Raw genomic sequence first — 12,973 nt, forward strand, 5'->3', positions numbered from 1 at the left:
AGAGCGTATCACCATTGTCCGTGATGTCTTTATCTTTGCAGCGTTCACTGGGTTAGCCTTCATAGACGTGCAACAACTGGCACCGGAACATATCGTAGAAGACTCCAATGGCAACCTATGGATTCGCAAGCCTCGCCAAAAGACGAAGAACATGTGTAACATTCCTTTGCTTGATATTCCATTGGAGATTCTCCGCAGATATGCGGAACATCCGACTTGCCAAAAGAAAAACAGGCTGCTGCCAGTTCCCTGCAATCAGAAAATGAACAGCTATCTGAAAGAAATCGCAGACTTATGTCTGATAAACAAGACCTTGACCACACACGTAGCTCGCCATTCGTATGCGACCTCTGTATGTCTCGCCAACGGTGTGAGTATTGAGAATGTAGCGAAAATGCTCGGCCATTCCAATATAAAAATGACGCAACACTATGCACGTGTGTTGGATTCCTCTATTCTGCGCGATATGAATAATGTAAAGAACGTGATGTCTAAAGTAATGCGATAGATATGGATAGAGGAATAATAACAATCAATGAAACAGGCGTAGTCACCATACCGATTGCACCTATATGGATGACCAAGTTCGAGATAGCCGACCTGTTCGGGGTGTTCTCATGCAATGTCCGCAAGGCAATTCATTCCATTTACAAGAACAAGGAACTGAACGAACTTGACACGATGAAGTATCTCAAGCAACCGGATGGCATCAGTTACGATGTCTATAACATTGAAGTGATTATCGCCGTTGCATTCAGGATATGCAGTAAAGAGAGTGTTTTGTTCAGACGGTTTATAATAAATGAAATTAGTACCATTAAGAAAGCTACACCGATTACACTGTTTGTTGCCAGCGTCAGAGGTAATAACCGATGGTATAGTTGAGGTTCATTCCGTCAGCCACTCGTTCCCGATGCACGGATGCAAAGGTAGCGTATGGTTTAATGGCAGCGGCAAGGTCGGGTGGCAAGCCATTTCGGGCAGAATCTTCCTCAAACGAGTTTGAGCGTATTCAACCCGAAAACCTTGTCACTGCCTGCCACTCGCTTGAAGAGCATCCGGCAACGGGAACAAGCGACTGACGGGAAATCAGAAGAAAGAAGAGAGGAGCGACTTACAGACGAAGCGGAATTTTGACGCACCGTCTGTAAGCCGCTCCTTTCTCTTTTTGCCGAAAGTCCATTGCTGACGCAATCACAGGTCAGACGGCAAACTGCGCTCCTTCAAGAAAATCAGGTTGCCGTCTGTCGGTAAGCGGAACGGTAGCTGTCAGCAAGCATCCTTTCGATGTCGGATTCACGGTAGAGGATTTTGCCACCCAACTGGATATAGGCGATACGCCCTTCATTGCGGTAGTCCTGAAGTGTCCGGCGGCTCACCTTCAGCCGTACCGACACTTCCTTGTCGGTGAAGAAACGCTCTCCATTCAGTGTCGGGCGGTAATTGGCGGTCAGATGCTCTACATTGTCCAACAGTCGGTCAAGACTGCCCATGAAGTGGATTATCCACTCGCTGTCCTTGTTTATCAGTTCATTCATGTTACTTTGGATTTAGTGGGTATTGTTAGTTTACTTCGTTCATTTCATCAAGTTTATATAGTTCTTCCTTTGAACTTCGCCTCTTTCCGCCTGTCCTCCACAACGGAAACAATGCGCTGTACGTCATCGGGACGGTAGTACGTCTTGTGGTTTATCTGCGAGTAAGCCAGCGTCCCATTGTCCCGCAGAGTCTGCAATGTGCGGGGACTGATGTTGAGCATCCGGCAAACGTCCTGATTGTCCATCCACTCGCCCATCTTCTTCTCTCCGTGCCGCCGACAGATGGCATCCATGCGACTGACGAAACGGTCGAACTTGGCGACCATCGCCTCAAAGGTCTTTCTTTCAATAGATACGATTTCCATATACATACTTTTTTATTGTTACTGTTTCTTTTGCCACAAAGGAATACATAATCTACTGCCTTGCAATGCATTTCCAGAAAGTGGCAGCGTGTTGCGCCGATACGGTAATCATTGTCCGGTATGCCGTCAGTCGATTATCTGCGACTGAAATTTCCATACTCTCTTTCTTTTCGTTACGTATTCCTTTTGCCGTAAAGGAATACATAATCTGTTATCCGGCAATGGATTTCCAGGAAGTGGAAGCATATGGTACAGGTTGGTAGAGGTTGGCACAGATTGGGGCTATATTCTTAATTCTTGAAATCAGGAATGTAAAAAGAGAGAAAACAAGGGCTTAATTCAAACCTGACTGTAATCGCACCTTTGTTCTTCCGGCTATTCAGATCCGGCAAATCTGTGAAGTCCTCACCGATATCTCTATCACCATAAAGCAAAGTCTCACAATATTGCCTAATCGAATCCAAGTTATTGATTGACTGTACTAAAACTTCTTACTTTGCTTGCAACAATCGGTCGAGGTACTGACCAAGACCACAGTAATAACTTAATCAACCTGTTTTATGACAATGAAAAGAGAACCAAGTATCAGTGAGCAGCAGGCTCGTGAAATCGTGGAAAGAATGGGACGCAGGGAATCCCGCAGTGAGAAGTCTATGGACGACTTCTACAGGAACATCGGTCTGAATCCGGAACAGCTGGCACAACCCGGCAAGACCGTCACGAAAAAAGCGGAAACAGCGACGGTGGATGAACCGTCAGGCGAAACACCCCAAGAAGTGGCAGTGCCACAGAAGCGTGTCAGCAGCAAACAACGCAAGCTGTCGCTGGACGAGTACCGTACCACTTACCTGCGAGTACCCAAGATAACCGACCGTAAGCCCGTGTTTGTCAGCGGCGAGGTGCGCGACAGCTTGGACAGGATAGTCCGTTACTTCGGCAGCAGGGGTATGAGCGCATCGGGAATGGTCGAGAACCTTGTCCGCCTGCACCTTGAAACCTACCGGGATGACATCGAGCAGTGGCGCAAGCTCTGAGCGGATTGTAGTGGAACCGGTCAAGCCGGTGGATACACTCCATCGGTTTGACCGATACACCGGAAGAGTTATTGTACTGACAAGCCAATCCGACAGGCGGAGGATTCTTGTGTCCTCAAAGACACAGCAAGATATATTTTCAGTTACTCCGGTTGATTCCGGTAACTGAAAATCCTTGCACTGCCGTGGGCAGAATTATCCTCCGCAGTCGGATAATTTCCAAGTTTTTTAATCAGAGATTAGACCATGTATGAACCATTAAATAGAAAGGACAAGACAATGAAAAAGACCAGTAAGTACGGGAGAAATCCCAAGTTGAATCCGAAGACGCACTGCGTAATGGTGCGCTTCGACGATATGGAATGGAACAGATTCCTTACGATGTACGAGGAATCACAGATGTACGCAAAAGCCGTTTTCCTCAAAGCGCATTTCTTCGGGCAGAAGTTCAAGGTGCTGAAGGTGGACAAGGCGATGTTGGAATATTGCACCAAGTTGTCCGACTTTCACGCCCAGTTCCGTGGCATCGGCACGAACTACAACCAAGTAGTAAAGGAATTACGCTGCCATTTTTCGGAGAAAAAGGCGATGGCATTGCTCTACAAGTTGGAGAAACATACCATTGACCTTGTGAAACTGAGCCGGGAGATTATGGAACTTTCACGGGAGATGTATGCCAAGTGGGAACAACGGAAGGAATAAATTCGAAGAAGACACTTTAGGCCTCACCTGTCTATCCACTCTTTCAGCCGTTGAGCTTTCTCCTTACTGACGGTTATCTTTGTGTCAGGATATCCCTTTAACCGGACAATAAGTTTGCCGCCGAAATAAGTACCGAGAAACAATACGTGTTCTATATTGATAATGTACTGGCGGTTTGCTCGGAAGAAACAGTCCGGGTTGAGTTGCTGTTCAAGCTCGTCCATTGACACATTGACGGCTTCGGAAGTTCCGTTATTGAGGCGGAGGTACACGGTTTTGTTCTCCGTTTCGATGTGGTTGATGTCTGAGACACGGACCGTTTTATATCCGTCACGATAGGGCAAGAGGAAGCGTTCCCGATAGCGGCATTGGTTCTTCTGCAACGAATCGAAAAGTTGCCGAAGATTCTCATCGGTATAATTCCTGCCTGCTTTGGTGGCTTTGGCTATGGCTGCTTCAAGTTCGTCGGCATCCAGCGGTTTCAGAAGGTAATCGAAGCTGTTGAACTTGAATGCCTGCACGGCATATTCATCGTAAGCGGTGGTGAACAGGATGGGCACGGAGGAAGGGGCGTGTTTCAGGGCTTCGAAACTCAAACCGTCGCTCAGGCGGATGTCGGCAAGAATGAGGTCCGACGATTTCCCGGAGCGGAAGAAGGCTTCGGTCTCTTTGATGCTCCCTAAGGGACCTTCGGGCACAAACATGGGGTCGATGTCTTTCAGCATTCTGATGAGGCGCTTGGCGCTGCGCGGTTCATCTTCAAGAATCAGTATCTTCATGGGGCGTGATATTTTTCAGGATGGGCAGGCTCACGGCATAGTAGTCTTTGCCGTTTTCTATTTTTACTTTCCGCTCGCAGAGCAGGGCATAACGTTCTATGATGTTTTTCTGTCCCAAACCGGTCGATTTGATTTCGGACAGCAGGGGCGATTTGGGGTTGCCGACCGTGATATAGCCGCCGGACAGCGTGACCCGGATGTGAAGCGGATGTTCGGTCGAAAAGCTGTTGTGCTTGATGACGTTCTCCACCAGCAGTTGCAGCACGGCAGGCGGAATGAAGCCTTGGCATTGCCTGGCTTCGGGGCTTATCTCCGTGGTGATGCCTTCGCCGTGGCGCACTTTCATCAGATAGAGGTAGGAGTCGAGGAAGCGGATTTCGTCGGCTACGGGTATCAGGTTGCAATCCAGGTTGGAGATGATGTGGCGATAGACTTTCGACAGGTTGTTCAGGAACTTGCCTGCAAGACGGGGCTCTTCTTCAATCAGTGCCAGCAGGTTGTTGAAGTTGTTGAACATGAAGTGCGGATTGATTTGCAGCTTCAGCGAGTTGAGTTGCGATTGCAGTGCCGTTTCCTTCTCTTTCATCAACGCCATTTCGAGCGCCTGCTTCTCGTCGCGTGCCCGGATGTAGGATTGCAGGTAGAAGGCATTGGCATAGACGCTCGACAGGAAGGTGGCTACCATGGCGAAGGTGTAGGTTCCCTTCATGTTGATAAGCTCGTCAAGAAGCCCGTTTTCGGTTTCACCCCATAGGAGGTTGAACAAGGAGGTCATGCCGAAAGCCATCAGGTTGTTGAGCATCAGCAGGCACGAGGCATAGACGATGACCCTGACGTAGGAAGCGTTGAAAGGAAGGACTCTGAACACGACATAGCAGAAGCCCAACGAGGTGTATGTGAAGAGCATACACAGCAGGAAGTCAATGAGATAATCCGTTACCGTCATGTCCGGCAACTGCCGGGCGGTGTCATCATCGAGCAATAGCCAGAAGATGATGTATAGCGCGTAGGAGACGGCCGATAGCAGGAGGCCGTTCTGCCAGTTCAGTATTTTCGTATTCTTTGGGAACATATCCTTGGCATAGTTATTTCGTGGCGGCAAAGATACGACTTTACTTCTTGATTTGACAGGATGGGACTGCCCGAAACGGATAAAACGGACTTTGAAGCGGACAAAAGGGGTATTGGAGACAAGGTGTGTTGCATCTTGCATTAGTCGAAGTGCCATAAACGAAACTGTTAAAAATGAGCAAAGCCCCTTTTTGCCCGTAGGGAGTCTCCTCACTTTACCTGTCTTTAAGCGAAAGCAGCATTTGAAAATTTAGATGGTTGATTCAGACGGTTCAGGCATAGATTCTTCCGTTTCAGTCTGATTTTGCTGTTGCAAATGAATCGTTACGGATAATTTCGTGCCCATGTGTGTAGGCTAAATACAGCTTGATAAAGGCTGAATTACTTTATAAAAAACAATTTTTAAAATTTTCAATTATGGCAACAAATGACATCAAGTATGTATTGAACGTCCAGTTGGCGGACAATACGGTGACAGTGGAGAACAAGGACGACAAGATTGCCGTGCTGGTATCGGCAGGCGCGGCGGACTTCCAGCGCGTGGTATCGGAAATCATGGAGGTAAATCCCGGATTGGAGCGCGAGACGGTGGAAGCGGTGCTCAACCTCGAAAAGCGCGTGGTGAAGAAACTGCTGCTGACAGGCTTCCGTGTGAATACGGGACTATATAATGCCGTTATCCAGCCCACGGGCGTGGTGGACAACAAGACATGGGACAAGGAGAAGAATTCGCTCTACGCCTCGTTCACGCAAGGCGCCGATTTGCGCGAAGCGATTTCCGCCACTACGGTGAACATCATCGGCGAAAAGGGCAATGCCATGTATGTGGCAGGCGGAGTGGATGCAGCCACCCGTGCGCCGGGCTTCACGGCTACGGCAGGGCGCAACTACACGCTGACGGGTGCCTACATCAAGGTGGCAGGCAGTGACCCGTCCGTGGGCATCACGCTGACCTCCTCGTCGGGCGTGGTGACGAAAATCACTGAAGATATGTGGGCGGTGAACAAGCCTTCACAACTCATCTTCCTCATCCCGGCAGGACTGGCAGATGGGGCGTATGAGCTCAAAGTAACCACGCAATTCAGTGGTGCCAGTACCCTGCTGAAAACTCCCCGCAGCGTGACGCAAACCCTCTACATTGGCGAGGCACCTACGGGAGGTGGCAATACGGGCGGCTCGACAGGAGGTGGCTCATCGGACGGCGACCAGAATGTGAATCCGTTGGGATAAAAGCCGGTGTTTTGTTCTGACCAAATAGGGTTGTTCGGTATAACCAGATAGCTCTATTTGGTTCGACCAAATAACTCTATTTGGAGTGGCTGAACAGCTCTATTCAGGCAAGCAAGCAAAAACATAACAGATATACTAACTCATTAACTATTCGGTTTCAGTATGAAGAAGATTCAGAAATTGAAAATCTGCGGCATCAATCTGACAGCATATAATATGGCTCTTGTCATCATGCTGCTGTTGTCTGTTTGCTCAAAATCATACGGGCAGGAGAATCATGTACTTTCCTTTGACCGTACAAAGCAGACCGTGACGGGCATAGACACTACTAAACTATCGGTTTATGAACATGAGAAATGTCCTGTTCGATGAACGTAGCGTAAGCAACGGAATTAGCGGCCATCGTTTCATCCATGAGTTTTTCGTGTCTGCCGGATATAGTTCCTGAATGCTTTTCATTTTTTCGGAAGCCGTTTCCGTCGTTTCGGAAGCGGTTTTCTCCGTTTCGATGGTATGTCGATTGTCTGCACAATAAGCACAAAATATCTTTGCACCCAAAATTTGAGATAATATGATTATTAAAACAGAACATCTCATCATCAGAGACTTCCAGAAGAAGGATGCCACTGGTTTGTTGGGAAAGCAAAAAAACAGATGATGAATAGACGAACATGGATTGCCGGCATCACGGCAACAACCCTGCTGGCTGCTTCATTAACAGCCTGCAAACAGGAACAGCAAGGAGAGGAAACGGGACAGGCATTGCCCATCATGGTGGTTTCTTCCCAACCCATTGAATTTGAAGAAAGCTATTCCGCTTCGATTCGCGGACGGCAGGATGTGGACATCATACCTCAAGTATCGGGTCGTATCATCCGCCTATGCGTGAAAGAGGGAGAGCAAGTAAAAACAGGGCAAGTGCTGGCTGTCATAGACCAAGCGCCCTATCAGGCTGCGCTGCGCATCGCAATCGCCAATGTCAGCGCGGCACAGGCAAAAGTGGAAACAGCGCGTATCGAACTGAACGGCAAACAGTCGCTGTTCGATGAAAAAGTCATATCCGATTACGAACTGTCTGTTGCCCGAAACCAATTAGTAGTGGCACAGGCAGAGCTGGAACAAGCAAAAGCTCAGGAAGCAAATGCCCGGAACGATTTGTCATACACCGAAATCAAGAGTCCGAGCAACGGGGTTATAGGCACGCTGCCTTACCGCGTCGGCGCACTCGTCGGTCCCACCATCGAACAACCGTTTACAGTGGTGTCGGACAATTCGGAGATGTATGCCTATTTCTCCATTTCGGAAAACAAACTTAGGCAATTCGAGGCCAGATATGGTTCTATTGACAGAATTATATGTGAAATGCCTCCGATTAGCCTCCAACTTAACAATGGTTCCGTCTATGGGAAACAAGGGAAAATAGAGACCATCAGCGGAATAGTCAATTCCACGACCGGTGCCGTACAGATAAAGGCCCTGTTTCCCAACGTCAACAGACACCTGTTGAGCGGAACCATCGGCAACGTCATCCTGCAAGTGCTGGATACGGATGCCATCCTGATTCCCATGACCGCCACCGTGGAACTACAGGACAAGATTATCGCCTACCGCCTTAAGAACGGAAAGGCCGAAGCCGCCTACCTGACCGTGGACCGCCTGAACGACGGCAACCACTTCGTTGTAGAGCAGGGCTTGTCCGTCGGCGACACCCTCATCACCGAAGGTGTGGGGCAGCTAAAGGAAGGAATGATTGTCACACCTAAAACCATAAAGCCATGAACCTGCGTTTCTTCATAGACCGCCCGGTATTTTCGGGCGTCATTTCCGTGGTGATTGTCCTGATGGGCGTTATCGCCATGCAAGCCCTCCCCGTGGAGCAATATCCCGACATCGCCCCGCCCACCATCAACGTATGGGCCACCTATCCCGGCGCGAATGCCGAGACGGTGCAGAAAGCCGTGATTGTTCCGCTGGAAGAGGCCATCAACGGTGTAGAGGACATGACCTACATGACCTCCACGGCATCCAATACAGGCGATGCTTCCATCAACATCTATTTCAAGCAGGGTGCCAACGCCGACATGGCGGCGGTCAATGTGCAGAACCGCGTGAACGGCGTGTTGAGCCAGCTTCCGGCAGAAGCGACCAAGACCGGTGTCACCACCGAGAAACAGCAGAACGCCGAGTTGCTGACATTCGCCCTCTACAGCCCCGACAACCGTTTCGACCAGACCTTTCTCAACAATTACGTGAAGATTAACGTAGAGCCGCGATTGAAACGTATCGGCGGTGTGGGAAAGGCACAACTGTTCGGCTCCAACTACAGTATGCGCCTCTGGCTGCGCCCCGACAAGATGGCGCAGTACGGGCTGATTCCCGACGACATTTCCTCCGTGCTGGCGAAGCAGAACATCGAGGCGGCAACCGGTTCGTTCGGAGCCAATCACCCCACGGCAAACGAATACACGATGAAGTATCGCGGCCGCCTCTCCACAGCGGAAGAGTTCGGCGAGCTGGTCATCAAGTCCCTGCCCGGGGGCGATGTGCTGCGGCTGAAAGATGTCGCCGACGTGGAGTTGGGCGATGAATACTACAACTATTCCACCGAGGTGAACGGACATCCGGCTGCCATCATGCTCATCAACCAGAAAGCGGGCTCCAACGCTTCAAGCACCATCAATGAGATTCACGAGGTGCTCAATGAAATTGAGCGCGACCTGCCGGAAGGGGCGGAGTTCGTAGTGCTGACCGATACCAACAAGTTCCTGTATGCCTCCATCCATTCTGTCATACGGACGCTTATCGAGGCGATACTTCTGGTTATCGTGGTGGTGTATGTGTTCTTGCAGGACATCAAGTCCACGCTCATTCCCACGGTTTCCATCTTCGTCTCCATCATCGGTACGTTTGCCGTGATGTCGCTGATAGGCTTTTCCATCAACCTGCTCACGCTTTTCGCCCTTGTGCTTGCCATCGGCACGGTGGTGGACGATGCCATCGTGGTGGTAGAGGCGGTGCAGGCGAAGTTCGATGAGGGCTACCGGTCGCCGGTGCTTGCCGCCGATGATGCCATGAAGGGCGTTTCGTCCGCCATTCTTACCTCTACCATTATCTTTATAGCGGTGTTTATCCCTGTAGCAATGATGGGCGGCACCTCCGGGGCGTTCTATGCCCAGTTCGGTATCACGATGGCGGTTGCCGTGGGCATATCGGCTATCAATGCCTTTACCCTTTCTCCGGCATTATGCGCTTTGTTCCTGAAACCTTATATCGACGAGCACGGAAATACGAAGAACAATTTCGCGGCACGCTTCCGCAAGGCATTTAATGCCGTATTCGAGCGTCTGAGCCGCCGTTATGTGCGTGGGGTACTGTATATCATCCATCGCCGATGGCTGCTGTGGGGAACGATTGCCGCCTCGTTCGGGTTGCTGGTCTTGCTGGTCAATGTCACAAAGACAGGACTTATTCCGCAGGAAGACACCGGCACGGTGATGGTAAGCATGAACACAAAGCCCGGCTCCTCCATGGCGCAGACCAACAAGGTGATGGCGCGTATCAACAACCGTCTTGACAGCATCCCTGAGATTGAGTACAGCGGAGCGGTCGGAGGATTCTCATTCAGCGGTTCCGGTCCTTCACAGGCAATGTATTTCATGACACTTAAAGATTGGGACCAGCGCAAGGGCGAAGGGCAATCGGTGGACGACGTGATAGGCAAGATTTATGCCGCCACTGCTGATGTTCCCGATGCCACGGTGTTTGCCATGTCACCGCCGATGATTGCCGGCTACGGCATGGGCAACGGTTTTGAACTCTACTTGCAGGACAAAACAGGCGGAGACGTTGCCACATTCAAGAAGGAGGCGGACCGATTCGTAGAGGCATTGTCCAGCCGTCCCGAAATCGGTGAGGTCTATTCGTCTTTTGCCGCTGACTATCCTCAGTATTGGGTGGACATTGACGCGGCGAAATGCGAGCAGTCGGGCGTATCTCCTGCCGATGTGCTGTCCACGCTTTCCGGATATTATACCGGGTCGTATGTATCGGACTTCAACCGTTTCTCCAAACTCTATCACGTCACCATGCAGGCACCGGCAGAGTACCGCATAAATACGGAGTCGCTTAACCAGATGTACGTGCGTACTTCCGACGGCAGCATGGCACCGCTGAGCCAGTTCGTGCGCCTGACCAAGACCAACGGACCTTCCGACCTTACGCGCTTCAACCTTTTCAATGCCATCGCCATCAACGGCTCTCCGGCATCGGGCTACAGTTCCGGTCAGGCCATCAAGGCGATTGGCGAGACGGCACGTGAGGTGCTTCCTGCCACTTGCAGCTACGAGTTCGGGGGATTATCGCGTGAGGAGAGCAAGACCACCAACAATGCCGCAATGATATTCATGCTCTGTATGGTCTTGATATACCTGATACTGTGCGCCCTCTACGAAAGCGTGTTCATCCCGTTTGCCGTGTTGCTGTCCGTGCCTTGCGGACTGATGGGCAGCTTCCTGTTCGCATGGATGTTCGGATTGGAGAACAACATTTATATGCAGACCGGACTGATCATGATTATCGGACTGCTTGCCAAGACCGCCATTCTGCTGACCGAATATGCTGGTAAGCGACGGTCGGAAGGCATGACATTGGCACAGGCGGCATACAGCGCGGCAAAGGTTCGCCTGCGCCCTATCCTGATGACCGTCTTGTCGATGGTGTTCGGTCTTATTCCGCTGATGATGGCCCATGGCGTGGGTGCCAATGGCAGCCGCTCGCTTGCCACAGGTGTAATAGGCGGCATGATAGTGGGTACATTGGCATTGCTGTTCCTCGTGCCGTCGCTGTTCATCACATTTCAATACATTCAAGAACGAGTTAAACGTAATTAAATGAAGAAGACAACCATATTTATATTATCAACTTTGATGCTTACCGGCTGCGGCACATACAGCCGGTATCATCGGGCTGGCATCCGGACAGAAAATCTGTATTGGAACTTATCTGTTGATATTGATACAACAAACATCGCCTCCATGTCATGGCGGGAGATGTTCACCGACCGGGAACTTCAGTCTTTGATTGAGGCAGGACTTGAGCAAAATACAGACCTCAATGTGGCACGCCTGCGGGTTGAAGCGGCTGAGGCAGCTTTGATGACGGCAAAACTGTCCTATCTCCCTTCATTGGGAATCAATGCCGAAGGTGGTGGTAGCCGCTACGATGGGGCGACCGCAAAGACATACAATGTCGGGGCGACCGCAAGTTGGGAACTGGATATATTCGGTAAATTCACGGCTGCGAAGCGTGGCGCGGTTGTCGCATGGCAGGGAAGTCGTGACTATCAGCAAGCCGTACAGACACAACTCATCGCCACGATAGCAGACAGTTATTATACACTTGCCTTGCTTGACGAACAAATGTCTATAAACAATCGGACTTTGGAAAACTGGCGGGCTACCGTGCGCACACTCGAAGCGTTGAAAAAGGTGGGCAAGGCGAATGAAGCCGGGGTATTGCAGGCAAAGGCAAACGTGATGCAACTTGAATCATCGCAACTGGCTATATGCAAAAGTGTCTCTGAAACAGAGAATGCTTTGTCTGCGATACTTGCCATGCCTTCGCAACCGATTGAACGGAGTAGCCTGGACGAAGCATCCTTCCCTGATACTATCTCTATCGGAGTTCCTTTGCAGTTGCTTTCCAATCGTCCCGATGTGCGTCAGGCTGAAATGGAACTGGCACAAGCGTTTTACGCCACCCATGTAGCCCGCTCTGCCTTCTACCCCAATATCACTCTTTCGGGCACATTGGGTTGGACTAACAATGGAGGTGGAGCAATCACCAATCCCGGACAATGGTTGTTCAACGCCATCGGTTCCCTGACACAACCGCTATTCAACCGTGGCACGAATATCGCCAACTTGAAGATTGCACAAACTAAACAGGAAGAAGCCAAATTATTATTCCAACAGTCATTGCTGAACGCAGGAAAGGAGGTGAACGATGCATTAACCACCTGGCAGACGGCTAAGTCGCAATATGAGATAAACACCCGGCAGGTTGAAACCTTGCGTGAAGCTGTGCGAAAGACAGAACTGCTGATGAGCCATTCTTCCACCAGCTATCTGGAAGTGCTTACAACACAACAATCCCTGCTGAGCGCAGAACAAGCACAGGCGCAGGACAGGTTTGGCGAGATACAGGGAATCATCAACCTCTACCATGCTTTGGGTGGAGGATGCAGGTAAAAAACG

The 12,973-nt window shown here is 50.3% G+C and carries 13 protein-coding genes; 9 read left to right on the forward strand and 4 right to left on the reverse strand.

What is annotated here, in order from left to right; genetic code table 11:
* The 3 genes from DWX84_RS14335 to DWX84_RS14345 all read left to right on the forward strand — a co-directional run.
* Nucleotides 1-508 (forward strand): site-specific integrase (locus DWX84_RS14335; protein ID WP_147431259.1); only part of this gene is annotated, 508 nt, incomplete at its 5' end.
* Nucleotides 509-510: 2 nt separating this feature from the next.
* Complete coding sequence (locus DWX84_RS14340; protein WP_032536663.1) at nucleotides 511-885, forward strand: hypothetical protein; 375 nt, start codon at nucleotides 511-513, stop codon at nucleotides 883-885.
* Between the two features lie 78 nt (nucleotides 886-963).
* Complete coding sequence (locus DWX84_RS14345) at nucleotides 964-1,137, forward strand: hypothetical protein (protein WP_233573945.1); 174 nt, start codon at nucleotides 964-966, stop codon at nucleotides 1,135-1,137.
* A 95-nt stretch (nucleotides 1,138-1,232) separates the two neighbouring features.
* On the opposite strand, the gene DWX84_RS14350 is transcribed toward DWX84_RS14345, so the two are convergent.
* Both DWX84_RS14350 and DWX84_RS14355 read right to left on the reverse strand, forming a co-directional pair.
* Nucleotides 1,233-1,538 (reverse strand): helix-turn-helix domain-containing protein, encoded by a 306-nt coding sequence (locus DWX84_RS14350; protein WP_032536661.1) that lies wholly within the window; start codon nucleotides 1,536-1,538, stop codon nucleotides 1,233-1,235.
* 53 nt (nucleotides 1,539-1,591) lie between these two features.
* Nucleotides 1,592-1,903 (reverse strand): helix-turn-helix domain-containing protein, encoded by a 312-nt coding sequence (locus tag DWX84_RS14355; RefSeq protein ID WP_032536671.1) that lies wholly within the window; start codon nucleotides 1,901-1,903, stop codon nucleotides 1,592-1,594.
* A gap of 566 nt (nucleotides 1,904-2,469) precedes the next feature.
* On the opposite strand from DWX84_RS14355, the gene DWX84_RS14360 reads away from it, so the two are divergent.
* Together DWX84_RS14360 and mobA are read left to right on the forward strand one after the other, a co-directional pair.
* A complete protein-coding gene (locus tag DWX84_RS14360) occupies nucleotides 2,470-2,937 on the forward strand; it encodes a DUF3408 domain-containing protein (RefSeq protein ID WP_032536670.1) in 468 nt (155 codons plus the stop codon).
* Nucleotides 2,938-3,216: 279 nt separating this feature from the next.
* Complete coding sequence (mobA, locus tag DWX84_RS14370) at nucleotides 3,217-3,639, forward strand: conjugal transfer protein MobA (RefSeq protein ID WP_032536658.1); 423 nt, start codon at nucleotides 3,217-3,219, stop codon at nucleotides 3,637-3,639.
* A 23-nt stretch (nucleotides 3,640-3,662) separates the two neighbouring features.
* Here the strand turns inward: mobA and DWX84_RS14375 are convergent, their stop codons facing one another.
* Together DWX84_RS14375 and DWX84_RS14380 are read right to left on the reverse strand one after the other, a co-directional pair.
* Complete coding sequence (locus DWX84_RS14375) at nucleotides 3,663-4,418, reverse strand: LytTR family DNA-binding domain-containing protein (RefSeq protein ID WP_119193925.1); 756 nt, start codon at nucleotides 4,416-4,418, stop codon at nucleotides 3,663-3,665.
* Nucleotides 4,399-5,490, reverse strand: coding sequence for a sensor histidine kinase (locus tag DWX84_RS14380; RefSeq protein ID WP_122377540.1), 1,092 nt, complete (start codon nucleotides 5,488-5,490; stop codon nucleotides 4,399-4,401). Before DWX84_RS14380 ends, DWX84_RS14375 begins: the two co-directional genes overlap by 20 nt.
* Nucleotides 5,491-5,906: 416 nt before the next feature.
* On the opposite strand from DWX84_RS14380, the gene DWX84_RS14385 reads away from it, so the two are divergent.
* From DWX84_RS14385 to DWX84_RS14410, 4 genes are all read left to right on the forward strand, one after another.
* Nucleotides 5,907-6,719 (forward strand): DUF4469 domain-containing protein, encoded by an 813-nt coding sequence (locus DWX84_RS14385; RefSeq protein ID WP_119193927.1) that lies wholly within the window; start codon nucleotides 5,907-5,909, stop codon nucleotides 6,717-6,719.
* Between the two features lie 654 nt (nucleotides 6,720-7,373).
* Complete coding sequence (locus DWX84_RS14400) at nucleotides 7,374-8,498, forward strand: efflux RND transporter periplasmic adaptor subunit (protein ID WP_119193928.1); 1,125 nt, start codon at nucleotides 7,374-7,376, stop codon at nucleotides 8,496-8,498.
* Nucleotides 8,495-11,608: an efflux RND transporter permease subunit gene (locus tag DWX84_RS14405; protein WP_119193929.1), complete on the forward strand. Its 3,114-nt coding sequence runs from the start codon at nucleotides 8,495-8,497 to the stop codon at nucleotides 11,606-11,608. Before DWX84_RS14400 ends, DWX84_RS14405 begins: the two co-directional genes overlap by 4 nt.
* Nucleotides 11,609-12,967, forward strand: coding sequence for an efflux transporter outer membrane subunit (locus DWX84_RS14410; protein ID WP_032536653.1), 1,359 nt, complete (start codon nucleotides 11,609-11,611; stop codon nucleotides 12,965-12,967).
* Nucleotides 12,968-12,973: the final 6 nt, after the last annotated feature.

The organism is Parabacteroides sp. AF21-43 (assembly GCF_003635435.1).
In the GTDB taxonomy this organism is placed as follows: Bacteria; Bacteroidota; Bacteroidia; order Bacteroidales; family Tannerellaceae; genus Parabacteroides; species Parabacteroides distasonis.

Coding starts and splice junctions, on each gene's coding strand:
- DWX84_RS14340 (WP_032536663.1), top strand. CDS start 511: ATGGATAGAGGAATAATAACAATCAATGAAACAGGCGTAGTCACCATA.
- DWX84_RS14350 (WP_032536661.1), bottom strand. CDS start 1,538: ATGAATGAACTGATAAACAAGGACAGCGAGTGGATAATCCACTTCATG.
- DWX84_RS14355 (WP_032536671.1), bottom strand. CDS start 1,903: ATGGAAATCGTATCTATTGAAAGAAAGACCTTTGAGGCGATGGTCGCC.
- DWX84_RS14360 (WP_032536670.1), top strand. CDS start 2,470: ATGAAAAGAGAACCAAGTATCAGTGAGCAGCAGGCTCGTGAAATCGTG.
- mobA (WP_032536658.1), top strand. CDS start 3,217: ATGAAAAAGACCAGTAAGTACGGGAGAAATCCCAAGTTGAATCCGAAG.
- DWX84_RS14375 (WP_119193925.1), bottom strand. CDS start 4,418: ATGAAGATACTGATTCTTGAAGATGAACCGCGCAGCGCCAAGCGCCTC.
- DWX84_RS14380 (WP_122377540.1), bottom strand. CDS start 5,490: ATGTTCCCAAAGAATACGAAAATACTGAACTGGCAGAACGGCCTCCTG.
- DWX84_RS14385 (WP_119193927.1), top strand. CDS start 5,907: ATGGCAACAAATGACATCAAGTATGTATTGAACGTCCAGTTGGCGGAC.
- DWX84_RS14400 (WP_119193928.1), top strand. CDS start 7,374: ATGATGAATAGACGAACATGGATTGCCGGCATCACGGCAACAACCCTG.
- DWX84_RS14405 (WP_119193929.1), top strand. CDS start 8,495: ATGAACCTGCGTTTCTTCATAGACCGCCCGGTATTTTCGGGCGTCATT.
- DWX84_RS14410 (WP_032536653.1), top strand. CDS start 11,609: ATGAAGAAGACAACCATATTTATATTATCAACTTTGATGCTTACCGGC.